Origin of the sequence: Pantoea sp. BR_17, assembly GCF_041955125.1 — a bacterium.
Taxonomy (GTDB): Bacteria; Pseudomonadota; Gammaproteobacteria; order Enterobacterales; family Enterobacteriaceae; genus Pantoea; species Pantoea stewartii.
On record NZ_JAVAXT010000003.1, the window covers coordinates 153,310 to 177,255 of the forward strand.

The 23,946-nt window shown below is 55.0% G+C and carries 22 protein-coding genes; 11 read left to right on the forward strand and 11 right to left on the reverse strand.

Features of this window, described 5'->3' with window-relative positions; all coding sequences use genetic code 11:
* Positions 1 to 62: 62 nt before the first annotated feature.
* From RAC60_RS06825 to mntR, 5 genes are all read right to left on the reverse strand, one after another.
* Positions 63 to 1,592 (reverse strand): efflux transporter outer membrane subunit, encoded by a 1,530-nt coding sequence (locus RAC60_RS06825; RefSeq protein ID WP_375093128.1) that lies wholly within the window; start codon positions 1,590 to 1,592, stop codon positions 63 to 65.
* Between the two features lies 1 nt (position 1,593).
* Positions 1,594 to 3,162, reverse strand: coding sequence for a DHA2 family efflux MFS transporter permease subunit (locus RAC60_RS06830; protein WP_033737679.1), 1,569 nt, complete (start codon positions 3,160 to 3,162; stop codon positions 1,594 to 1,596).
* Positions 3,159 to 4,307: an HlyD family secretion protein gene (locus RAC60_RS06835; protein WP_324028687.1), complete on the reverse strand. Its 1,149-nt coding sequence runs from the start codon at positions 4,305 to 4,307 to the stop codon at positions 3,159 to 3,161. The genes RAC60_RS06830 and RAC60_RS06835 overlap by 4 nt, the downstream gene beginning before the upstream one ends.
* 143 nt (positions 4,308 to 4,450) lie before the next feature.
* The gene (locus RAC60_RS06840) at positions 4,451 to 5,560 is read right to left on the reverse strand and encodes an SLC13 family permease (protein WP_054634256.1); all 1,110 of its coding nucleotides are present in this window, start codon (positions 5,558 to 5,560) and stop codon (positions 4,451 to 4,453) included.
* 24 nt (positions 5,561 to 5,584) lie between these two features.
* Positions 5,585 to 6,043 (reverse strand): manganese-binding transcriptional regulator MntR, encoded by a 459-nt coding sequence (gene mntR, locus RAC60_RS06845; protein WP_033737682.1) that lies wholly within the window; start codon positions 6,041 to 6,043, stop codon positions 5,585 to 5,587.
* A 212-nt stretch (positions 6,044 to 6,255) separates the two neighbouring features.
* Here mntR and RAC60_RS06850 point away from each other — a divergent pair, with 212 nt between their 5' ends.
* Positions 6,256 to 6,441: a hypothetical protein gene (locus RAC60_RS06850; protein ID WP_033737683.1), complete on the forward strand. Its 186-nt coding sequence runs from the start codon at positions 6,256 to 6,258 to the stop codon at positions 6,439 to 6,441.
* Positions 6,442 to 6,842: 401 nt separating this feature from the next.
* Here the strand turns inward: RAC60_RS06850 and ompX are convergent, their stop codons facing one another.
* Complete coding sequence (gene ompX / locus RAC60_RS06855) at positions 6,843 to 7,355, reverse strand: outer membrane protein OmpX (protein ID WP_033737684.1); 513 nt, start codon at positions 7,353 to 7,355, stop codon at positions 6,843 to 6,845.
* Positions 7,356 to 7,724: 369 nt separating this feature from the next.
* Between ompX and rhtA the strand changes: the two genes are divergently transcribed.
* From rhtA to glnQ, 5 genes are all read left to right on the forward strand, one after another.
* On the forward strand, positions 7,725 to 8,636 hold the full coding sequence (gene rhtA, locus RAC60_RS06860) for a threonine/homoserine exporter RhtA (RefSeq protein ID WP_205954363.1): 912 nt from the start codon (positions 7,725 to 7,727) through the stop codon (positions 8,634 to 8,636).
* Positions 8,637 to 8,957: 321 nt separating this feature from the next.
* Entirely contained in the window at positions 8,958 to 9,461 is a 504-nt protein-coding gene (gene dps, locus RAC60_RS06865; RefSeq protein WP_033737686.1) for a DNA starvation/stationary phase protection protein Dps, read from the forward strand.
* 331 nt (positions 9,462 to 9,792) lie between these two features.
* Positions 9,793 to 10,539, forward strand: coding sequence for a glutamine ABC transporter substrate-binding protein GlnH (gene glnH, locus RAC60_RS06870; RefSeq protein WP_205952901.1), 747 nt, complete (start codon positions 9,793 to 9,795; stop codon positions 10,537 to 10,539).
* A gap of 79 nt (positions 10,540 to 10,618) precedes the next feature.
* Positions 10,619 to 11,278, forward strand: a complete 660-nt coding sequence (glnP, locus tag RAC60_RS06875; RefSeq protein WP_375093132.1) for a glutamine ABC transporter permease GlnP — start codon at positions 10,619 to 10,621, stop codon at positions 11,276 to 11,278.
* Positions 11,275 to 11,997, forward strand: a complete 723-nt coding sequence (gene glnQ / locus RAC60_RS06880; RefSeq protein WP_039341430.1) for a glutamine ABC transporter ATP-binding protein GlnQ — start codon at positions 11,275 to 11,277, stop codon at positions 11,995 to 11,997. The genes glnP and glnQ overlap by 4 nt, the downstream gene beginning before the upstream one ends.
* Positions 11,998 to 12,077: 80 nt before the next feature.
* Here glnQ and rlmF read toward each other — a convergent pair whose 3' ends face one another.
* Together rlmF and RAC60_RS06890 are read right to left on the reverse strand one after the other, a co-directional pair.
* Complete coding sequence (rlmF, locus tag RAC60_RS06885; RefSeq protein WP_324028691.1) at positions 12,078 to 13,001, reverse strand: 23S rRNA (adenine(1618)-N(6))-methyltransferase RlmF; 924 nt, start codon at positions 12,999 to 13,001, stop codon at positions 12,078 to 12,080.
* Positions 13,002 to 13,207: 206 nt separating this feature from the next.
* Positions 13,208 to 14,314 carry an SDR family oxidoreductase gene (locus RAC60_RS06890; protein WP_033737689.1) on the reverse strand — a complete coding sequence of 369 codons (1,107 nt, stop codon included), beginning with the start codon at positions 14,312 to 14,314 and terminating at the stop codon, positions 13,208 to 13,210.
* Positions 14,315 to 14,639: 325 nt separating this feature from the next.
* Here RAC60_RS06890 and RAC60_RS06895 point away from each other — a divergent pair, with 325 nt between their 5' ends.
* Positions 14,640 to 15,269, forward strand: coding sequence for a flavin reductase family protein (locus tag RAC60_RS06895; RefSeq protein WP_375093134.1), 630 nt, complete (start codon positions 14,640 to 14,642; stop codon positions 15,267 to 15,269).
* Between the two features lie 191 nt (positions 15,270 to 15,460).
* On the opposite strand, the gene hutG is transcribed toward RAC60_RS06895, so the two are convergent.
* Both hutG and hutI read right to left on the reverse strand, forming a co-directional pair.
* Positions 15,461 to 16,249: an N-formylglutamate deformylase gene (gene hutG / locus RAC60_RS06900; protein WP_375093136.1), complete on the reverse strand. Its 789-nt coding sequence runs from the start codon at positions 16,247 to 16,249 to the stop codon at positions 15,461 to 15,463.
* Positions 16,246 to 17,463, reverse strand: coding sequence for an imidazolonepropionase (gene hutI, locus RAC60_RS06905; protein WP_375093137.1), 1,218 nt, complete (start codon positions 17,461 to 17,463; stop codon positions 16,246 to 16,248). The genes hutG and hutI overlap by 4 nt, the downstream gene beginning before the upstream one ends.
* 84 nt (positions 17,464 to 17,547) lie before the next feature.
* Between hutI and RAC60_RS06910 the strand changes: the two genes are divergently transcribed.
* Together RAC60_RS06910 and RAC60_RS06915 are read left to right on the forward strand one after the other, a co-directional pair.
* The gene (locus RAC60_RS06910; protein ID WP_058701054.1) at positions 17,548 to 18,903 is read left to right on the forward strand and encodes a formimidoylglutamate deiminase; all 1,356 of its coding nucleotides are present in this window, start codon (positions 17,548 to 17,550) and stop codon (positions 18,901 to 18,903) included.
* Positions 18,900 to 19,445 (forward strand): HutD family protein, encoded by a 546-nt coding sequence (locus RAC60_RS06915; RefSeq protein WP_263758833.1) that lies wholly within the window; start codon positions 18,900 to 18,902, stop codon positions 19,443 to 19,445. The genes RAC60_RS06910 and RAC60_RS06915 overlap by 4 nt, the downstream gene beginning before the upstream one ends.
* On the opposite strand, the gene hutC is transcribed toward RAC60_RS06915, so the two are convergent.
* Complete coding sequence (hutC, locus tag RAC60_RS06920) at positions 19,429 to 20,184, reverse strand: histidine utilization repressor (RefSeq protein WP_039341448.1); 756 nt, start codon at positions 20,182 to 20,184, stop codon at positions 19,429 to 19,431. The genes RAC60_RS06915 and hutC overlap by 17 nt on opposite strands.
* Before the next feature lie 303 nt (positions 20,185 to 20,487).
* Here hutC and hutH point away from each other — a divergent pair, with 303 nt between their 5' ends.
* Both hutH and hutU read left to right on the forward strand, forming a co-directional pair.
* Complete coding sequence (hutH, locus tag RAC60_RS06925) at positions 20,488 to 22,140, forward strand: histidine ammonia-lyase (protein ID WP_375093140.1); 1,653 nt, start codon at positions 20,488 to 20,490, stop codon at positions 22,138 to 22,140.
* Entirely contained in the window at positions 22,055 to 23,737 is a 1,683-nt protein-coding gene (hutU, locus tag RAC60_RS06930) for a urocanate hydratase (protein WP_375093142.1), read from the forward strand. The genes hutH and hutU overlap by 86 nt, the downstream gene beginning before the upstream one ends.
* The last annotated feature ends 209 nt before the right edge of the window (positions 23,738 to 23,946 follow it).

Genomic DNA, 23,946 nt, shown 5'->3' on the forward strand with positions numbered 1-23,946 from the left:
GCGCAGGTATTACACTGTCTGATAACAGGCCGTGGTCTGCCGAAAGGCCACGGCCTGAAGGATTAATTTACCTGGGTCGCAGGTCCAAACACGTCATACTGAGGGAGCTGAACGTTTTGATAGGTTTCCCAGCCGCCGCCCAGCGCTTTGTAGAGCGCCACCAGATCCAGCCCGCTTTGCATGCGCGCCTGTGTTGCCTGCTCCTCGGCCTGGGCGAGCTGGCGCTGCGCATCAAGCACCTCAAGGAAGGTCGATAATCCCTGGCGATAGCTGTCGCTCGCCAAATCAAAGGTCCGTTGCAGTGCACCGGTCGTTTCGTCCAGCGCCGTGACGCGCTGCTGATCGGCCCGGTAACTCACAAGGGCGTTTTCGACATCCTGCAAAGCCGTCAGCACCGTCTGGCGATAATCCAGCGCCGCGCTGGCCTGCTGAGCACGTGCAAGCTTCACGCTGGAAACCAGCCGGCCTCCCTGAAAAAGGGGAATCGACAGCGAAGGCCCCACGCTATAGAAGTGGCTGCTCCAGTCGTCCAGATAACTGGCATCGGTATTGCGCACGCCCAACTGTCCGGTAAGAGAGAGGCTGGGGAACAGCTGTGCGACAGAAACGCCGATCCCGGCGGTTTGCGCATGGAGTTTCGCCTCTGCCTGGCGAATATCCGGGCGTCGACGCGCTAAGGTTGAGGGAATGCCGACCGCGACCGCATTCGGCAAGGCTGGCAGCGCTTTCGGCGTCTGCAGTTCTGCATCCAGCGCACCGGGGGTTTTACCGATAAGCACAGCCAGACCGTTCATCGCCTGACGCGTTTGCGCCTGATACTGCGGTAGCTGCGCCCGTAAACTGCTCAACTGCGCCCGGGCATTTTCCACATCGGTTAAGGGTGCCAGGCCATTGCGCTGCTGGCTTTGTGTCAGTTGCCAGGTCTGATCCGCCACCGCGATTTGCTGTTGCAGCGTGTTGACGGTTGCCTGCGCCCCACGCAGTTGTAACCAGGCACGGACAACTTCCGCTTCCAGCGACACCAGCGCATCGTTACGTTGCTCAATGGCCGCCTGTTGCTGTGCATTGGCTGATTCGATCTGACGTCGTACCTTGCCCCACAGATCCAGTTCCCAACTGGCATCGAAGCTGCCCTGATATAAGGTGACGGGCTGCGTCAGCCCGTTCAACTGGCTGGCGACAGTGCTGTCCACCTGGTCATTGACCCCATTCGCTTTCAGCAAACCTTCCAGCCCCAGTTGCTGACGCGTGACTTTTGCCGAACCGTTCAGGCTGGGAAACAAGCCGCCCTGCGCCTGAGATAACTGCTCGCGCGCGCCCGCAATGCGCAGGACGGTCTGCTGTAACGACAGATTACCCGCGATTGCGCGGGCAATCAGGCTGTCCAGTTGGGGATCGTTGAAGTTACGCCACCAGCGCGTATCCACTGCCGACGTCTGCGGTTTCGAGCGCTCCTGAGAATCCAGCGCGTGGTAGCTGCCCGGCAGCTGAGGTTTTGGCGCCTGGTAGTCCGGGCCCACGCTGCAACCTGCCAGCGATAACGTCAGCAACAAGGTAAAGGGATTCAGGCGATACGTAGTCATAACCTTCATATCAGTGTGCTCCTGCACTGCCTTCGCTTTTGACGGGCGACAGCAGCCAACAAAATGGAATCAAAATCAGGGCGACAATACTTAAGCCTGAAAAGACGTCGATATAAGCCAGAATGCGTGACTGGACAATCATCTCTTTATAGAGCTGGCCGGTTGCCAGCGTCACGGGATCGCCCACCGCCGACGTAAAGTCGCGAATCGCCTGCGCCCAGTGCTGAACGGTAATGTTAAATTGTTCATTTAACGGCGTCATGTTGTGCACCATGTGGGCCGAACGCGCCTGCTCCCGCTCCGTAATTGCCGCCGTGGATAACGAGATGCCAATCGAACCCGCAACGTTACGGAACATCGTAAATAATGCTGATGCATCCGCGTTCAGGCGTTGTGGGATGGTAATGAAGGCAATGGTGGTCAGCGGCACAAACAGGAAGCCCAGGCCAATAGACTGCGCACTGCGCATCATGACCAGCGTGGAGAAATCGACATTGGGCGTTAACGTGGACGAGTAGAAAAACGCCAGGGCCAGGCAGCTAAAACCAAATGCGATGATATAGCGGGTTTGCACGACCGGCATCAGCTTAAGCACCAGCGGAATCGTCAGCACAATCAGCACGGCTCCGGGTGAAAGCACCAGCCCTGACCAGGTCGCCGTATAACCCAGATCCTGCTGGGCCAGTTGAGGCAGCACGACGGAACTACCATACAGAATCATCGCCATCCCGGCCATGAGCAGGCCCGCAACCCAGAAGTTACGGTCTTTCATTACCAGAATGTCGACTACCGGTTTGCGGGCATACATTAGCCAGTAGACGGCTCCGACAATGCCGACCAGCGCCAGTACCGCGAATAACACAATAAAGTGCGACGCAAACCAGTCCTCATCTTCACCCCGATCCAGCATCACCTGCAGGCAGCCCAGGCCCAGCGTAATTAAACCGATACCGATGTAGTCAATTTTCAGTTTGCCCTTGGCCCACTTGCGCTCCCATGGCGGATCTTCCAGCAGCGGCAAAATGGCCATGATCGTCAGGATACCGACCGGGATATTGATAAAGAACACCCAGCGCCAGCTGTAGTTATCCGTAATCCAGCCGCCCAGCGTCGGGCCGATAACAGGCGCCACGATAATCGCAATCGAGGAAAGGCCAAACGCTTTGCCCCGATCCTCAGGTTTAAAGTAGTCGAGCAGCACCGACTGCTGCACAGGCTGCAGGCCGCCGCCGAAAAACCCTTGCAGGACGCGGAACAGAATGATCTGCCAGAGTTCGGTGGCAATACCACACAGGAATGAGCAGATCGTGAACATGACGATACAGATTAAGAAAAACTGTTTACGGCCAAATAAACGACTGAAGAAGGCAGAGATGGGCAGCACAATGCCGTTCGCCACGAGGTACGAGGTCAGCACCCAGGTGGATTCATCGTAACTGGATGAGAGCGAACCGGCGATATGTGGCAGGGCCACGTTCACGATGGTGGTATCCAGGATTTCCATAAATACCGCCAGCGTTACCGTAATGGCCACGAGCCACGGATTACTGGCGGGTTTCCAGCTCTGCGATTCACTCATTCCACGGTTACCTTCGGTTCAACCGATAAGCCCAGTGGCAGTGGACGGTTAGGATCCAGTCCTTTATCAATCACAATTTTGACCGGCACGCGCTGAACGATTTTCACGTAGTTGCCCGTGGCATTCTCCGCCGGGAAGGTCGAAAAGCGCGAACCGGTGCCCATCTGGATACTGTCGACGTGGCCTTCAAGTTTCATGTCAGGCCAGGCATCCACGCTGATGGTTACCTTGTCGCCGGGATTCATTCGCTCCAGCTGTGACTCTTTAAAGTTGGCGGTGATCCAGATATCCGGGGAAACCAGTGAGAACAAGGCGCTGCCCGCCTGAACCAACGTTCCCAACTGGACATTTCGCTTAGTCACAAACCCGTCGTAAGGAGCACGAACCTGGGTGTAAGACAGATTCAGCTCGGCCACATTCAGTTGGGCTTTTGCCTGCTCGACCTGTTCCTGACGCGCTTCAACATTGGTTTCCTGCTGACGGATTTGCAGGGCCACCTGCGAGGCGACTTCCAACTGAGCTTTGGCGCTTTGCAGTTGTGCCTGCGCGGAGCGTAACTGCGCCGAGGCTGAATCAATATTGCGTTGACTGGTGGCGCGGGGATCGACGCCGCGCTGACGACGGTAATCCGCCTGCGCATTCAGGTAGTTGGCCTCGGCTTTGGCCTGATCGGCCAGCGCCTGGTCGCGTTGCGCCGGGTACTGAACGCGCGACAGTGCCAGTTGCGCCTGAGCCTGGTGCAACTGTGCCATGGCCAGGCCAAGCTGTGCTTTTGCCTGCGCGCGCTGGGCTTCGTTATCGCTGGGATCGATTTCCACCAGCAGATCGCCCTTCTTCACGCGCTGGTTGTCTTTCACCAGCAATTTTACGACGTAACCCGAGGCTTTCGCTGCGATAGTCACTGCGTTGCCTTCGGTAAACGCATCGTCAGTCGTTTCTTCATTACGGGTGGTAAACCAGAAAAAGAACGCCACGATCAACATCACCACGACGACGACCGCCAAAATAATTAACGGCTTTTTGCCGGGACGCTTACGCGGTTTCTCGTCGTTATCGCTTTGGCTATCGTGTTCTGGGCTGTTTTTATCGGGCGCGTTTTCTGTATCTTTCTGGTGTGGGTCACGGTTGTTGTTGTTCTCGCTCATAGTGTCCGTCGCTGGCTAAGGCCCTCAGTCCTGGGCGTAGAAAGTCAACTAAACATTAGATCGAAAACTGACAAAATCCAGTACAACTTTACTTAACTTGAGAAAGTCCGCACGTCCTGCCACGAGGGCAGGACAGGTTCGCGTCAGGCAACCAGTTTGAGCAACAGCCAGCCGGTCAGCATTGACCATGCGAGTAAGGGAACGGAGAACAGATGGAAGCGCCACCAGATGGCACGATCTTTCGCCATGCGCAGCGCAATCAGGTTGGCAAGCGAACCCGGTAGCAGGCCAAACCCACCGATATTGACCGCCCAGGCAAGGACGTCTGAAGGCGGCACTTTCTGCAAAAGCAGGATCGTGGCAGGCACATTACTGATTACCTGTGACAAGCCAATCGCCAACAGGTAAAGCTCCCCTTTGGCAAGATGGGCAATCGCATCAAAATGGGCCTGCACAACAGGCAAGCGTGTCAGCAAGAACACGTCCAGGAACATGACGATGAAGACCACCAGCAGGCTCCAGTCGATATTCAGCAATACCTGGCGCGCCATAATAAAAAAGCAGACAAGAATCAGCAGTAGCGCCCAGCCGGTCAGGTGCCACTCCAGCGCGGCGATAAACAAGACGTAAAGCGCCAGACTGACGGCAAACAGTGGCTTCTGCCAGCTGTGCTGTTCTGCGTTCTCATGTTTTTCAATCGCGCGTTTGGCAAAACTAAACCAAGTGACGACCAGCAGGCTTAACAGCAGCCAGACGGCCAGCGGCGTCATTTGCCAGATAAAACCGACTACACTCAGCGAGCCGTGGCTCCACAGCAAAATATTCTGCGGATTGCCCACCGGCGTCAGCAACGAACCGGCATTTACGGCCAGCGCTTCGAAGATGATTAAGCGGGAAATCGGTAAATGGGAAAACTTGCGCAATGTCAGCGTCAGCGGCACCAGAATAAACAGGGCCACATCGTTGGTTAAGAAGGTCGAGAGCACCGCCGCCGCCAGCACCATAAACAGGGCCAGCGTGCGCTCATGCTTAAACCCCGCAATTAACCGACCGCCCAGAACATCAAAATACCCACTGGTTTCTAACCCCTTGGTGAGGATAAGCAGTCCACTCAGGGTGATGATGGTGTGCCAGTCCACTGCGGCAGGCAGATCCGCCCAGTGGTAATGAGCAAGAAACAGCAGAACAACCCCAACAACGACTAACAAGTGCAATATATGGTCATGCAGAAATGAGCGAAGCACAATGGGCATGATGTCCGGCGCCTTAACTGAGGATTAATTGTTTTGGTAAAATTTCTGGAATACGGCCAGGGTTTCATCACTGACGTGATGTTCGATGCCTTCAGAATCACGGCGTGCCGTTTCCGGACTAATGCCAAGCGCTAACAGGAAGGTTTCAACGATGTGATGGCGGGCGCGGCTCTCTTCAGCCAGCTTTTCCCCTTCACGCGTCAAAAAGACGCCGCGATAAGGCACCTGCTCGACCAGGCCGGCAGTTCCTAACCGCTTTAACATTTTGGCGACGGTCGGTTGCGAAACCCCCAAACGCGCGGCCATGTCGACCTGGCGCGCCTCGCCAAACTCACCAATCAAATCAGAGATTAGCTCAACATAGTCATCAATCAGTTCACGACGATGCGCTTCGCGCACCTGCCGAAAACCTTCGACATGCTCTTCAATATCTTTTAGTGGTCCTTGCGGGGCAGAAACCACGCTTTTGGCACGACGACTCATTCAGCTTCCTCTTTATTTTTTCCACACCAGCCCTTCCGTGTGGATTTAGCTGCGCTCATTGTAAACCAGGCGCAAATAAGCTCAAATTTTTCGTCGTTAGCCTTGGCTAAACGGTATAGCCAGTGCTATATTTGTCGATAATGTAAACAGAGTGATGCATTAAAGCACGATCTCTGCTTACCGTTGCGTTAAATTTTATGGGAGGTGATGCTATGAGCACTCTGAAAAGCTGTATCGACTGCAGCAAATGCTTCCAGGCCGAAAAAACAACATCAGGAAAATCCTGGTGGTGCCTGCTGACGCGCTCCCCTTTTACGCTGCGCCTCATGCTTATTGAGCGTCTGCTGGGCCAGCAGCCGGAAACGCGCTACTGCCAAAAACTGATCTGGCGCGGCTGAATCCGTTTTCACATTCAGATTCATTACCCACGCGCGGCCTGTTTTCCTTTCCTCGCCGCGCGCCTGCATTGATCCACGCTTCTGTGCCCTGCGCTTAGCGCTGTTCCTGTAAAGGTAAGCGTCAAAATACAGCCGCTGTGTAAGGCGCCCTTCTTTTGTTCTGTGCGGGCCTGGAAAAAAGGCTTCCTGCCAGGGAAGTCCGGGGCGCGGGTTAATGTCAGAACGTAATGCGGCGCGGAGAAGACAGATACAGGGACAGTCGCGGTGGCAAAGACAAAGACAAAGACAAAGACAAAGACAAAGACAAAGACAAAGACAAAGGCAGGTTATTAGCGCGGGTTTTTGTTACCAATAAAAACGGCCCTGAAGAGGGCCGTTTTTTTAATCTCGACTAAGCTCGCTTAGAAGCTGTAGCCTACGCCAGCAATCCAGGTGCCAACGTCAACGCTACGGATGCGGCTCTGCTCATAGCCAACGTCCAGTGCAACGTTTTCCATTGGGTTGAACTGCATACCTGCGCCGTAAGAGAAACCGTAGTCGCTGGTGTCAGCTTTGTCGCGTGAAGTGGTGTCGTTAGCCTGGTATTTGCCGTAGCCAACACCAACCACACCATAGATGCTTGCCCAGTCATTCAGACGGAATGCTGGACCACCGGTGATACCGTAGTACTGGCCTTTATTGTAAATGCCGTCTTCGGTACGATCTTTCTCGGTGTAAGTGAATGAGCCGATCCAACCCAGTGGGTTAGAACCGTCTTCATAGCGATATTTCAGGTTGAAGCCGTTTGCTTTGTTAGCAACGCCCTGGTAGTCGCTCTGTGCGTAGCCACCGGTTACGGTGCTCTGTGCCATGGCGGAACCTGTTGCGACTGCTAACACACAGGCTAATGCTGAAAGACATGCAATTTTTTTCATAACCACCTCAAATGTGAAAGTACTTCTCTCCTGACAACGCTAAAAATATAACAAAAAATAGCGAGAAACTCTGCCCGCATTTTGTTGTCTAACACAGTGTTTGGTGTAACAGAAAGTTAATGGAGTTTCCTATGTCATTCATTTTTCTTATAAAAACCGTCATACCCTTGCAATAATGACCCCAAACAAATTTTCATTCTTTAAGTAAATTCCTAAAAAAACCTGACATTAATTTACTTTCCAGCCGGAAAAACTGCTTAAAAAGCAGGCAAACAGACAAAATTAAAATCAGTTTACGTCCCCTTTTTAACCAACATTTCCTTTACACTGGTCATCTTGTTAGCTCATTGATTGGGAAGTATCAACAGGATGTCAGTTTCGCCACTCAAATCGCTCACGCCAGCTTTACTCCCTGTCGTCGTGTTACTTATCTCGATGTTGTCGCTTCAGGGCGGCGCCTCACTGGCAAAAACACTTTTTCCCACCGTGGGTGCCACCGGCATCACCGCATTGCGCCTGGGCTTTGGCACCGTCATCCTTTGCCTTATCTTCAAGCCCTGGCGACTGCGTTTTCGTCCTGAACAGCGCATGCCGCTGATTATTTATGGCTTAGCATTGGGTACAATGAACTTTTTATTTTACCTGTCTATTCGGACGGTACCGCTTGGCATCGCGGTCGGGCTGGAGTTTGTTGGCCCGCTTACGCTTGCGCTGCTCGGCTCACGTCGGCCACTCGATTTTCTTTGGGTCATACTGGCGGTCATTGGGCTGTGGTTTTTACTGCCGTTCAGTACCGGTATTACCTCCGTCGATCCGATAGGTGCACTATTTGCGCTCGGTGCCGGTGTCTGTTGGGCAGTCTATATTCTGTCAGGGCAGCGCGCGGGCGCAGAGCACGGCGCGGCAACGGTCGCCATCGGCTCCCTGATCGCTTCGCTGATTTTTGTTCCCGTAGGGCTGACGTTTGCCGCAAGCGGCATCTGGCAATGGAGCATCGTGCCGGTTGCCATTTTAGTGGCCTTTCTTTCAACGGCGCTTCCCTATTCACTGGAAATGATGGCACTGACCCGTTTACCTGCGCGCATTTTTGGTACGCTGATGAGCCTTGAGCCTGCGGTGGCGGCACTGTCTGGCATGCTTTATCTGAATGAGAGCCTTTCTGGCGTACAGTGTCTGGCGCTGCTGGCGATTATCCTGGCCTCGTCCGGCGCTACTCTGACCATGCGTCCCAGAAAGCGCCAGTTAAATGCAATAGAATTATCTGATAATAAAAAGAAATAACAGGTTTCCGCCTGCTGAAAGGCAGGCTAAATAACAATAACTCTCATGCTGATAATTATTTCAGTTAATGTGTAATAGAAAGTTAATATTTAATACAGGTAAAAATCATTCGATTGAATTTTTATTTAACCTTATGTATTTAAAGTGCTTTATGAAATTTTAATTTTAACAATTTATTAACTATTTCACCCGCGCACCCACGCACGCTAAGGTGAATGCTATTTCATCCATTGATTAAGCCAATCCTGCAAGGCGACAAATCGCTGCTATACTTAGTTTCGTACTTGATTAGGACAACCATTGAAAGAGAGGACTGAAACAATGAGTACCGCTAAACTGGTTAAAACAAAATCTTCTGATCTACTTTATACCCGTAATGACGTGGCAGATGACGAAAAGCGCGCCACCATTGAGGTGCTCAATCGTCTGGTCGTGGAGTTCATCGATCTGTCCCTGATCACTAAGCAAGCGCACTGGAACATGCGCGGCGCGAACTTCATCGGTGTGCACGAAATGCTGGACGGTTTCCGTACCACCATCACCGATCATCAGGACACTATCGCGGAACGCGTGGTGCAACTGGGTGGTGTAGCACTGGGTACCACTCAGGTCGTCAACGATAAAACGCCACTGAAAAGCTATCCGCTTAATATCCACAGCGTACAGGATCATCTGAAAGCGCTGGCCGACCGTTATGCTGTGGTGGCTAACGATACGCGCAAAGCGATTTCTGAAGTGAAAGATGAAGATACCGCCGATATCTTTACCGCGGCTTCTCGTGACCTGGATAAATTCCTGTGGTTCATTGAGTCTAATATCGAATAACGGTCTTACAGGCTATTACCAGGCGGGGAAACCCGCCTTTTTTACGTCTGCGTTACTATAATTTATGACTTTGTTAACATTTCTGACGCTGCGCCCTTCCCGTTTTCGCCTTCTGATGCACACTACTCCTGCACCACTTTAGCGCTTCGCACTATGATGGATCACCATAATAGTGCATCGGCGCGACAGGTTGCAGAATCGTGTCAGCGATGATCTCCTGATCATTATATTTTTTACATTTTGAAAAGTTGGCATACTTTTTTCATATGATAGCCCGCAAATGATAGCTCGCAAACCCGGGCCCTGTGCCTGGTCGCAATAAGGAAAAATGATGAAATCGCTATTTAACATCTCTGTGGCCGCGTTGGCGCTGGCCTTCTCTCTCTCCACTACCGCAGCAGAAAAGAAACTGATCGTCGCCACCGATACGGCTTTTGTCCCGTTTGAATTCAAACAAGGTGACAAATATGTCGGCTTTGACGTGGATTTATGGGATGCCATTGCGAAGGAACTGAAACTGGATTACACCCTGAAGCCGATGGACTTCAGCGGCATCATCCCTGCCCTTCAGACGCACAACGTCGATGTGGCACTGGCTGGCATTACCATTACTGACGAGCGCAAGAAAGCCATTGAGTTCTCTGATGGCTACTACAAAAGCGGTCTGCTGGTCATGGTGCGTAACAACGAGAAAGACATCAAAGGCATTGACGATCTGAACGGCAAAGTGGTGGCGGTGAAGAGCGGCACAGGTTCCGTAGATTATGCGAAGACGCACATCAAAACGAAAGATCTGCGTCAGTTCCCGAATATCGATAACGCTTACATGGAACTGGGCACCAACCGCGCTGACGCAGTGCTGCACGATACGCCCAATATCCTCTATTTCATCAACACCGCAGGTAAAGGCCGTTTCAAAGCTGTAGGTGATTCTATTGAAGCCCAGCAGTACGGCATTGCGTTCCCGAAAGGCAGTGATGAACTGCGTGAAAAAGTGAACGGGGCGCTGAAAACGCTTAAAGAGAACGGTACCTACAATCAACTCTATAAAAAGTGGTTCGGAACTGAACCGAAATAATCACTGAGCCCGTTTTTTTATTTTTCAGCAGGGACCCTGTCCCTGCTTTTTTCCATCGCAACAACAGCGGAGTTTCACCATGGATTTTGACTGGAGCGTCATCTGGCCAGCCATGCCCGCGCTACTCGAAGGCGCAAAACTGACCTTAATTATTTCCATTATTGGCCTGGTCGGTGGATTGATCATCGGCCTGGTCGCGGGTTTTGCCCGCGCATGCGGTGGCTGGCTGAGCAATAATATCGCCCTGGTTTTTATTGAAATCATTCGCGGTACGCCCATCGTCGTGCAGGTTATGTTCATCTATTTTGCCCTGCCTATGGCGTTCCCGGATTTACGCATCGATCCGTTCACCGCCGCGGTGGTAACCATTATGATTAACTCGGGTGCCTATATTGCGGAAATTACCCGCGGTGCGGTCCTGTCCATTAACAAAGGCTTTCGCGAGGCCGGGCTGGCTTTGGGCCTGTCAGGCCGCGAAACCCTGCGCTACGTCATCATGCCGCTGGCGCTGCGTCGTATGCTGCCCCCGCTGGGCAATCAGTGGATTGTCAGCATTAAGGACACCTCGCTGTTTATTGTGATCGGTGTGGCCGAACTGACCCGCCAGGGACAGGAAATTATTGCCGGTAACTTCCGCGCGCTGGAAATCTGGAGCGCAGTGGCCGTTATTTATCTTGTGATTACGTTGGTGTTGAGCTTTGTGCTGCGCCGTATTGAGAAAAGGGTGAAAATCCTGTGATTGAATTTAAAAACGTCTCAAAGCATTTTGGCCAAACCCAGGTGCTGCACAATATCGACCTGAAGATTAATCAGGGTGAAGTCGTCGTGATTATCGGCCCCTCCGGTTCGGGTAAATCGACGCTGCTGCGTTGCATCAACAAGCTGGAAGAGATCACCAGCGGCGAACTGATCGTCGATGGCCTGAACGTTAACGATCCCAAAGTAGACGATCGCCTTATTCGTCAGGAAGCCGGCATGGTGTTTCAGCAGTTCCACCTTTTCCCGCAGATGAGTGCGCTGGATAACGTGGCTTTTGGCCCGATTCGCGTTCGCGGTGCCAGCAAAGAAGACGCACGAAAACTGGCCCATAGCCTGCTGGCGAAAGTGGGCCTGGCCGAGCGCGCCAACCATTTCCCTTCTGAGCTTTCGGGTGGGCAGCAACAGCGCGTGGCGATTGCCCGGGCACTGGCGGTGAAACCCAAAATGATGCTGTTTGATGAGCCCACCTCCGCGCTGGACCCAGAACTGCGTCACGAAGTGCTGAAAGTCATGCAGGATCTGGCTGAAGAAGGTATGACAATGGTTATCGTCACACACGAAGTGGGTTTTGCCCGGAAAGTGGCGTCGCGCCTGATCTTTATTGATAAAGGCCGTATTGCCGAAGACGGCGATCCGGACCGTCTGATCAGTGATCCGCCCAGCGAGCGTCTGCGCGAATTTTTACAGCACGTTTCCTGAGTGCGAACGGGCCGTCAGGCGGCCCGTTTTTCTCTGGCGACGCCACACGATGATGCGGCGAACTGACGTAAGCGCCTGCGTTAGCGGGACAATCGCTGCGCGCGTTGGGCGGCGGACATAAAGCTCCATGCCAGGAACCGGCTCTGCTTCTGCCCCTGCGCCATATTGACCACACGTACCACCTGGGTATCCAGCGCCTTCAGCTGTTTCTCCAGCGCGGGTAAATGCTCTTTGCGCGATACCAGCGATGTAAACCAGACGACCTGCTGAGCCAGACTGGCGCTTTCAGCGATCATTTTCCCGACAAAGCCCTTTTCTCCCCCTTCGCACCACAATTCATTGTGCTGGCCGCCAAAGTTCAGCGGTGCAGCCGGTGCCAGTCCCAGGTTGCGCGTTTTGCGCTGTGAACCGGCCGCCGCCTCTGCCGCAGAAGCGTGAAAAGGCGGATTGCAGATGACCGCATGGAAGTTTTCATTCTTGTTCACCACGCCATTCAGCACCACGGCGGGATTTTTTTGCCGACGCAGGCGGATCAGGCGTTGCATGCCCGGGTTCGCCGCGACAATTTTTGTCGCCGTTTTTAGTGCCTCGTCATCAATATCCGTGCCGGTAAAACGCCAGCCATATTCCGCCGCGCCGATCAGGGGATAAATACAGTTCGCCCCGCAGCCAATATCCAGGATGTCCGCCGGCGGGATCCTGCCCTGGTTGTCCAGTGCCAGTAAATCGGCCAGGTAGTGAAGATAGTCAGCGCGCCCCGGCACGGGCGGGCACAACGAACCAGGCGCCAGTTGCCAGTCAAGGCCGTAGAACCGTTTAAGCAGCGCCTGATTCAACAGCATGACCGCTTCAGGATCGGCAAAGTCCACCGACATGACGCCATAGCCGTTGGGCCGGACTTTTTCTGCCAGCGGCGGGTGCGCTGCCGTCAGCGCGGCAAAATCATATTCACCCTGGTGGCGGTTACGGGCATGGAAAGGGGACGGGCTGGCAGACTTTTTCATACGTTCTCTCATATTTTCAGGCGCGCGTACAATACGCTGTGGCGGGCAGAAAATAAACCGCATTCTCGGACAGAGCGGCCAGCAGGCCGACGTTGCGGACGTGCGAAATCGCGAGGGTACGGCGTCGTTGCAGGAAAGCGAGGTGAGCAAAAAAGCAAAATGCGCCCCGCCAGCAACAATGCTGGCGGGGCGTTAAGTCTGCGGGATTATTTAAAATCGACGCGCATTAAATCCTGAATCGGCATGCCCCGGGTGGTTTCAACACAGCGGTCAATATAGCTGGTGAATCCTGGCGGTGAGCTCATGCCCAGACGCAGTAATTTGTCGTTAGAGAACACTACATTCAGACGGGCGAACTCGCCGTAAAGACGCATTGCGCGCAACATCAGACGTTCGTTGCAGGGTCCGTAGATCTTTTTAAAGTTCTTACGCTCTTTAACGATTTCGCTGAAATCAACCTGCAGATAATTCGGTGCCAACGGGGCACTTTTTTCTGCACTGGCAAAAGCCGAATCAATTTCAGAGAAGGTATTACTGCTGCGCTCGCCAGCAGAGATGTGATAAACCATCTCCTCGGTGCAGCCATGATCCATCAGGAACACCAGCGATTTGGCACAGTAGTCTACCGGGATGACATCAACACGGTCATCGAGTGAGCAGAGGAATTTCTCCAGCTTCATGACCATTTTAAACACCCAGAAGATGCTGCCTGACGGCGTGCACCCTTCCTGAGAGTGGCCCACCACAATGGACGGACGCGCGATGACCAGTGGCAGATGCGGCAATTCCTGTTTGATCTTATTTTCGATATACGACTTGGAATAGGTGTAATCGACAATGTGATCTTCGCGTGAAGACAGCACCAGATCTTCTTTTACAATCTCACCGTGATCCGGGGCAGACGACATCGCCGTGCCGACGTGGACGAATTTAACAAACTCAGGCAAGGCTGCCATTCTGGCGGCCAGTTTAAACGTCCCTTCCACGTTGACGCGCCAGATATCGTTATTCTCACCAAATGACGCAATCGCTGCGCAGTTGATAACGTGGCTGATCTGATCGATGCGCGCATCATCCAGGAAAAGCTCCGGGGCCAGCAAATCGCCGACCAGAATCTGATCTGCTGTCAGGCGCGCAATCGCCTGCGCCGAACATGAAAACTTGGTTAAATTATCTTTAACCCTCTCCAGTCCCTGGTTAGCATCGCTGGCTCTGACGAGCAGCAATAACTCAACATCCTGGCGCATCAGCAATTCTGCCACGACTGCACCACCAACGAATCCAGAAGATCCTGTAACAAGAATTTTTTTCATATTCGACCACGAGAACAATTGATGAGATTGCATAATGCCTCAGTTTCGTTAAACAAATACGAAACTTTCATTAGCACAAAATGTATAAAATGATTCCGTTTAACTTTCGTTTACTTTTTAAACACACCTTTTCGCGGATTGCTCATCAAATAAATAATTAAGCTTTTGATATTTATCGTTATTAATGCTGTAGTACAGAACATTCCCTCCTGTCGCTGAACCAGACTAATCTGGTTAACAATGCGCAAAAAAGCGGTGCGGCTCTGACGGTTTAACGCATGGCGGACAGGCCAGGCTAGACTCTGTTTTTATCCAGGAGATGACGATGCATAAACGCTATTCCTATCAGCCCCGCGCCGGACACGGTTTGCCTCACGATCCACTGAATGCCATCATTGGCCCACGTCCAATAGGCTGGATCAGCAGCACCAGCGCAAAAGGCGTGCGCAACCTTGCGCCCTACAGTTTTTTTAACTGTTTCAATTACCAGCCGCCCATTATTGGCTTCGCCAGCAGCGGCTGGAAAGACAGTGTGCAAAACATCGCTGAAACAAAAGAATTTGTCTGGAATCTGGCGACCCGACCGCTGGCGGAGGCCATGAATGAAAGCTCAATTTCTGCCCCAGCCGATCAGGACGAGTTTGCCCTGGCAGGCTTGACCCCTCTGGCCGCCTCGCAGGTCAAGGCCTGTCTGGTACAGGAAAGTCCGGTGAATTTTGAATGCAGGCTGACACAACTGATTCAGTTACAGGATGCCGGCGGGCGCGCCATCGACAGCTGGCTGGTGCTGGGCGAAGCCGTTGCCATCCATATTGACGAAAGCCTGCTGGAAAACGGTATTTATCAGACGGCGAAAGCGGAACCGATTTTACGCGCCGGTGGACCCAGCGCGTATTACGGCATTAGTGAAGCACAGCGCTTTGACCTGGTGCGGCCCGATGCGCGCCGCAGCTAAGTCAGAGCAGTTCTGCCGAATGCGTTCGTAACGTTTTGACCGCACGGGCGATCTCAGGTGCCAGCCAGCGATCGTCCTGCCAGCGGGTAACGACTTCGCGCCGTTGCCGCCAGGCGCGTCGCGGACCAGTGCGCTTTACTGTGACATTCCTGCGTCTGACAGGCGGGCGCTACGCATCACGAACGTCGCCGTCAGCCCTTGCCCTGCGCCACAAAGCTGTGTAACAGCGGCTTCAGGACTTTTTTCAGTTCTGCCGCGCGGGCTTCATGCCAGGTAAAGGGCGGTGTCTCGTCCATATAATTGATTTGCGACAGCTCCAGTTGCACCGCCTGGATCTGCCGATCGGGTTGACCGTAAGCGCGCGTAATGTAGCCGCCTTTGAAACGGCCATTGACGACCCAGCTATAGCGATCCTGCGCGCTGCATATCGATGTCAGCCCGTCGATGACGCGTTTGCTGCAACTGGCCCCGTCATTGGTACCAATATTGAGATCCGGCAGGCGACCGTCAAACAGTCGTGGAATTTCACTGGCAATCGAATGAGCGTCAAACAGCAGCGCATAGCCAAATTCCGCTTTCATCTGCGCCAGCGTCTGCTGGATCTGCTGATGATAAGGCTGCCAGATTGTCTGAATATATCCCTGTCGCTGTGCATCCGTGGGGGCTTTGCCCGCAACAAACGTCGGCGTGCCGTCAAACAGGGTTTCCGGAAACAGGCCGGTGGTGGCGGTCGTATAAAGCGGTTGATTGTCTGAGGGACGATTGAGATCGACAACAAAGCGTGAGTAGCGGCCAATGACCAGACTGGCTCCCATATCACGCACAAAATCATAAAGTTGTGGAATGTGCCAGTCCGTATCCGGTAAGTCACGGGCGGCATCGCTGAGCCCGGCTTCAACTTCCGGTGTTAACATCGTGCCGGCATGGGGAATACTGACCAGCAGCGGGATAGTCCCTTGGGTAAAATGAAAAGGTGTCATTGTACTTCTCCGCGGTAGATAACGGTACAGGGCAGTTCACCGCCCAGCCAGTAAACCAGCTCCGCCGGGCGGGCCAGCGGCCAGTGAACAAAACTGGCCACTTTTCCCGCCTCCAGCGAACCGTGACTTGCCTCCAGCCCCAACGCCTTTGCCCCCCACAGGGTCACGCCTGCCAGCGCTTCTTCCGGTGTCATGCCGAACAGGGTGCAGCCCATATTCAGCATCAGGCGCAGCGACAGCGCGGGCGATGTGCCGGGGTTGGCATCACTCGCCAGTGCCATGGGCACACCATAGCGTCGGAACAACGCTACCGGCGGGCGCTGCGTTTCCCGCAGCAGATAAAACGCGCCGGGCAATAACACGGCTACCGTACCCTGTTCTGCCATTGCCTGAACATCCGTTTCCGTTGCATATTCCAGATGATCGGCGGACAGCGCGCCATAACGGGCGGCCAGCGCCGCACCGCCCAAAGAGGAAAGCTGCTCGGCATGCAGTTTCACCGGCATGCCCAGCGCCGTTGCCCGGTCAAATACCCGGGCGACCTGCTGCGGGGTAAACGCCAGATGTTCGCAAAATGCATCCACCGCATCCGCCAGGCCTTCGGCGCTGATCTGAGGTAACAGGCGGTCACAGATGATCGTGATCCAGCCATCGGGATCCTGTTTAAATTCGGGCGGAACCGCATGAGCGGCCAGGCAGGTGGCCTGCACATCCGCAGCCACCTCCTGACTGAGCTGTCGAATTGCACGCAGCATACGTAATTCACTTTCTTCATCCAGACCGTAACCGGATTTAATCTCGACGGTGGTCACGCCCTCGGCCAGCAAGCGATTCAACCGCCAGCGGGCTGTCTCCACTAACGTTTGTTCACTGGCGTCACGGGTGGCCCGAACGGTAGAAAGGATGCCGCCGCCCTGGGCCGCAATATCGGCATAGCTCACGCCGTTGAGGCGCTGCTCAAACTCCTGACTGCGATTGCCACCAAAAACCAGATGCGTGTGGCAGTCCACTAAACCCGGCGTGATGATCCCGCCCGGCAGACGATGATGTTCACGCGCCTCAAAAGCCGGCATCGCGGCGGCGGGCCCAACCCATACCAGCCTGCCCGCCTTTACTGCCAGCGCACCCTGTTCGATAAGATGATAGTGGCCGCTTTGCATGGTTACCACATCTGCCCCGCTCCACACGCTGTCTACCTGGAGTTTTTCTGCCATTCCCGCCTCACAATGCGCTTGCCGTTTACAGCAAACTTTAAAGTATGTATATGTATATACAACCACATCCCTTGAGGATCAACCATGGCAACTTTTTTTGCGCCACGCGCATGGCTGGCCGGAGGCTGGCATAAACAGGTGCGTATCAGCGTCAACGCGGCGGGCATGATTGATGCGATTACGCCCGACGGTGATGACAGGGAAGCGACACGTTTAGCCGGTAACGTGATTCCCGCTATTGCGAATTTGCATTCACATGCTTTTCAACGTGCCATGGCCGGTCTGGCTGAAGTGGCGGGCGATCCGCAGGACAGCTTCTGGACCTGGCGCGATCGGATGTATCGCATGGTGCAGCGTCTGACGCCCGGGCAGGTAGGTGATATCGCCGCCCTGCTGTATATCGATATGCTAAAAGGCGGCTATTGCCAGGTCGCAGAATTTCATTATCTGCATCACGATATTGACGGTAAACCTTATGCGGACGATGCCATGCTGCGCCAGCTTATTGCGGCGGCAGAGACGGCAGGCATAGGTCAGACGTTGCTACCGGTGCTTTACAGCTACAGCGGTTTTGGCGCTCAGCCGCCGGTGCCGGGACAAAAGCGCTTTATTCAGCAGACCGACAGCTATCTGCAACAGCAGGTACGTCTTCAGACATGGATAAAAGATAAACCCCTGCACAACGCAGGCCTCTGCTTTCACTCACTGCGCGCAGTCAGTGAAGCGCAAATGCATGCCGTGCTCAGCGCCAGCGAGACCACGTTACCCATCCATATTCACATCGCCGAGCAGGAGAAGGAAGTCAATGACAGTCTGGCCTGGAGCGGCGAGCGTCCGGTGAGCTGGCTGATGACGCGTTTCGATGTCGATGCACGCTGGTGCCTGATTCATGCAACGCATCTTGATGACAGCGAAGTGACGCGCCTTGCCGCCAGCGGTGCGGTTGCCGGGCTCTGCCCGACCACGGAAGCCAACCTCGGTGACGGTATTTTTCCCGCCGTGGACTATATCGCCCAGGGCGGACGCTGGGGCATTGGCTCTGACAGTCATGTCTCGCTCAGTGTTCAGGAGGAGTTGCGCTGGCTTGAATATGCCCAACGCCTGCGCGACCGTCGTCGCAATCGCATCACGCTGCCCGACCAGCCCTCAGTCGGCGATCTGCTGTGGCAACAGGCCGCGGCGGGCGGTGCCCAGGCCTGCGGAATAAAGAGTGGGGCGCTGGCCGTCGGGCAACGCGCCGACTGGCTGGTATTACGCGATGACGCCTGGCTGGGCAGTGTGGATGAGTCTGCCCTGCTCAATCGCTGGCTGTTTGCTGGCCAGCGCGAGCAGATTCGCGACGTGTATGTGGCGGGTAACCGGGTGATCAGCGATGGCCATCATGCAGAAGAAGAAGCCTGTGCAGCCCGTTTCGCGCAGGCAATGGCAGCGTTGCGATGAGAAGCGTTTTTTCTCTAGACAGCTTACCCGTCAGTCGCTGGCGCAACGGCGGTGGCGAAACACGTGAAATTATCGGCTATCCGCCCGGGGCAAGCGACTTCGCCTGGCGCGCCAGTATTGCCACCATCGCCAGCGACGGGCCCTTCTCGGCGTTTACCGGTGTCGATCGCATTATCACTCTGCTAAACGGCAGCCCTGTTCTGCTGCGTGGCGAGAACGTCGCGCATCGCCTGTTGCCGGAAAAGCCCTGGGCTTTTGCGGGGGAGCAGGCACTTGAGGCTCAGTTGCAGGGTAAAGCGCCCAGTCAGGATTTTAACATCATGACACGACGAGGCGAATGGCGGGCACAGGCTGACGTCGTCACCGACGCCGTCAGCAGCGAGCACGGTGTGGCCTGGGTGCTGGCAGGAGAATGGCGCATCGTGAACGATGCACCGTTAGCGGAGCAGCACGGCGTCTGGTGGGTCGATCATCCGACCCGGCTGCAGCCGGACAGCCAGGATGCGAGGTTACTGTTTATTCGTCTTACCCGTGCCCTTTAAAGCGCCCCAGCAGCTTGTAACGCGAGCCGGGATAGAGTAAACGCGCATAGGTCACAATCTTGTTATCGCTCCAGGTCTGGCGACGGATGAGCAGACAAGGCTCGTGCTCATCAATCGCCAGATATTTACGCTGTCGCGCATCCGGCATCACCGCCTCAACGATATGTTCACCCGCCGTCAACGGTGCCGCGCGCATCAGGTACGTATAAGGCGTGAGCGTGTGGTAATCCTGGGCCAGGTAATCCGGGGCCAGTTGTGGATTCACCAGCCGATCTTCCAGCTGCACCGGCATGTCATTTTCATAATGCACAATCAGAGAATGAAACAGCGTTTGTCCGGTTGTCAGGCCCAGAACGGAAGCCTGCTCCGGATCGGCTTTATTCTGACCAATGGTGAGAATTTTGCAACTGTGCTGATGACCCCGCTGCGCAATTTCATCCGCGATGTTGTGCACCTCAAGCATGGCTGTGTAGCCTTTCATCTCCGCGACAAACGTACCAACGCCTTGCATACGTACCAGAAATCCTTCGCTGGTTAATTCCCGCAATGCCCGGTTAATCGTCATACGACTTACGCCAAGCTCATTCACCAGCTCGCTTTCTGAAGGCACCCGTTGGTTAGCTTTCCAGTGGCCTTCACGGATCTGGCTGATGATCGCCTGTTTAACCCGTTGATAGATGGGTGCGGGTTCGTCACTCATGGCCGCTGCCAGTTGTGCAATTGCCGTGTGCTCGGCCATATCGTATTCCTTAAGCTGATAATGCCCAAAGTTTACTGCCTGACGGGCTGGATGTATATACATTCCAGCCTGAGATCGGCACGTAAACCGTGCACCTGTTGCCTTACAGCGGTGCAGGAAACCCGCCTGCTGCCCACGTTAGCCCTCTGTTAATGCCTGATCAATTTTGTGATCGGTCTGGCATGCCGATTGCAGCTTGTATAGACAAGAATAGACAGTTATGTTTCACTCGCGTTATTCCGCTATTCGGGTCAACAGAACGGCCAGCGAATAAGCCAACCCTTGTATAGACAGGAGCAAAGTATGTCAGGTTCGTCTCAGGGATTACGTCTGGTGCCAGGCAAGGTCGATCTCGCGATGTTGCGCGCAATATATCAAGGTAACGTCACACTCAGCCTTGATGACGGCGCTCGCCGCGCCATCACTGAAGCGCAACAAACCGTTGAAGCGATTGTGGCCTCCGGTAGCGTGGTGTACGGCATCAATACCGGTTTCGGTAAACTTGCGCAGACTCAAATCCCCGCCAGCCGTCTTGCCGATCTGCAGCGAAACCTGGTGCTGTCTCACAGCGTCGGCCTGGGGGAACTTCTGCCCGATAACGTGACGCGCCTGGTGGTCGCCAGCAAAATCATCAGCCTTTCCCGTGGTCATTCTGGCGTGCGGATTGAACTGGTGGAGGCGTTGCTGGCCCTGTTCAATGCGGGCGTGATGCCGTGCATTCCCGCCAAAGGATCGGTGGGGGCCTCTGGCGATCTGGCCCCACTGGCGCACATGTCGCTGATGCTGCTGGGTGAAGGTGAAGTACGGGTCAACGGTGAACGCATTCCGGCGACGGAAGGTCTGGCAAAAGTGGGCCTGACGCCGTTTGTGCTGGGTCCCAAAGAAGGGCTGGCCTTACTCAACGGTACCCAGGTATCGACTGCGCTGGCACTGCGCGGCCTGTTCGAAGCGGAAAATCTGTTTGCCGCAGGCTTAATGGCGGGCGCGCTGTCGCTGGAAGCGATTAAAGGCTCATTAAAACCGTTCGACGCGCGTATTCATCAGGCGCGTGGCCAGCATGGCCAGATTGCCGTGGCGGCCGCCGTCACCGCCCTGATTGAAGGCAGCGAGATCCTGGGTTCTCATACCCATTGTGGGCGCGTGCAGGACCCCTACTCTGTCCGCTGCGTCCCCCAGGTCATGGGAGCGTGTCTGGATAACCTCAGCCATGCCGCCCGCATCCTGCAGATTGAAGCCAACGCCGCGTCCGATAACCCGCTGGTGTTCACCGAAACCGGTGATGTGATCTCCGGTGGCAACTTCCATGCTGAACCTGTGGCTTTTGCCGCAGACATTATTGCCCTGGCCGTCGCCGAAGTGGGCGCCATCTCTGAACGTCGACTGGCCCTGCTGCTGGATACCGGTTTGTCCGGTCTGCCCCCTTTCCTGGTCCGCGACGGCGGCGTGAACTCCGGTTTTATGATTGCTCAGGTCACCGCGGCGGCGCTCGCCTCCGAAAATAAATCGCTGGCGCATCCCGGCAGCGTCGACAGTTTGCCTACCTCGGCTAACCAGGAAGATCACGTGTCGATGGCCACCTATGCCGCCCGCCGACTGGGCGACATGTGCTTTAACAGCGCGGCGGTAGTCGGCATTGAAGCCATGGCAGCGGCCCAGGGCATTGAGTTTCATCGTCCCCTGCAAAGTTCTGCACTGATAGAACAGGCCATTGGCACGATCCGCGAACGCGTCGCCTTCCTTGAGGAAGACCGCCTGCTGGCACCGGACATCGAAGCGATGCGCCAGTGGGCAAGCCGCTGCGACTGGCCGCAGGCACTCACCGCATTGTTACCCAGCATGGGCACCCATTCAGTTGAAAAAGGAATCCGTCATGAGCGAAACCCTGGCAAAAGTGGTAGCACGCGAGATTCGTGCGCCGCGTGGAAATACACTGCACTGCGCAAACTGGTTGATTGAAGCGGCATACCGCATGATTCAGAACAACCTCGATCCCGATGTGGCAGAGCGCCCGGAGGATCTGGTGGTCTATGGCGGGATTGGTAAAGCCGCGCGTAACTGGGCATGCTTTGAGCAAATTTTACGTTCGCTACAGGTGCTGCAACCCGACGAAACCCTGCTGATCCAGTCGGGCAAGCCGGTTGGCGTGTTTCGCACCCATGCGGATGCGCCACGCGTACTGCTGGCTAATTCCAATCTGGTGCCGCACTGGGCCAACTGGGATCACTTCCATGAACTCGATAAGGCCGGGCTGATGATGTACGGCCAGATGACCGCCGGTTCCTGGATTTACATCGGTGCGCAGGGGATTGTACAGGGCACCTACGAGACGTTTGTCGAGGCCGGACGTCAGCATTACAACAATGATTTAAGTGGACGCTGGATCCTGACGGCCGGATTAGGCGGCATGGGCGGTGCCCAACCGCTGGCCGGCGTGCTGGCCGGGGCCTGCGTGCTGGCCATTGAATGTCAGGAATCGCGTATCGATTTCCGTTTACGCACCCGCTATGTCGATCACAAAGCCACCTCGCTGGATGAAGCCCTGACGTTAATCCACGCGGCCACGCAGGCGAAAAAGGCAATCTCCGTGGGTCTGTTAGGCAACGCGGCAGAAATCCTGCCGGAGCTGGTGAAACGCGCCAAAGCCGGTGGGCCGAAGCCGGACATCGTGACCGATCAAACCTCGGCGCACGATCCCGTCAACGGCTATCTGCCGATTGACTGGGATGTGTCGCGCTGGGAGCAGGAACGTAAGGCGAATCCTAAAGCCGTAGAAAAAGCCGCCCGCGCCTCCATGGCGGTGCATGTGCAGGCGATGCTCGACTTTTGTCACATGGGCATCCCTACTGTGGATTATGGCAACAATATCCGCCAGGTCGCGCTGGATGAAGGTGTCAGCAACGCGTTTGATTTCCCCGGTTTTGTGCCCGCCTATATCCGTCCCCTGTTTTGCGAGGGCAAAGGACCGTTTCGCTGGGTGGCCCTGTCTGGCGATCCGGAGGATATCTATAAAACGGACGCTAAACTCAAAGCGCTCTTCCCTGAACATAAAACGCTGCATCGCTGGCTGGATATGGCGCAGGAACGCATCGCTTTCCAGGGGTTACCGGCACGTATCTGCTGGCTGGGGCTGGGCGAACGCCATCTTGCGGCGCTGGCCTTTAATGACATGGTGCGCACCGGCGAGTTGAAAGCGCCGATAGTCATTGGCCGCGATCATCTCGACTGCGGTTCCGTCGCTTCGCCCAACCGTGAAACCGAAGCGATGAAAGACGGTTCGGACGCGGTCTCTGACTGGCCATTACTGAACGCCCTGCTTAACACGGCGGGCGGTGCGACCTGGGTCAGTCTGCACCACGGCGGCGGTGTGGGCATGGGCTTCTCTCAGCACGCCGGCATGGTGATTGTGTGTGACGGCAGTGAAGCGGCAGATGCGCGTCTGGGCCGCGTGCTGTGGAACGATCCCGCCACCGGCGTGATGCGCCATGCCGATGCCGGCTATGAACTGGCGCAGACCTGTGCCCAAAAGCACGGACTGAACTTACCGATGCAATAACGGTATCAAAACGCGCGGTTCCGGCGAGCACCATGCCGGAACCGCACAGCCCCAGCCTGCTGTCACATCGAGCCACGTCAGACGGTAATGAACCTAGGACAATCCGGATGATACGCCCATAAACCGTGTTGAACCCAAGGCGTCATCGAATGCCAGAGTACGATGGATCTTACCGGGAGCCTGTGCCGTGCCCCTGCTGGCCGATCCGT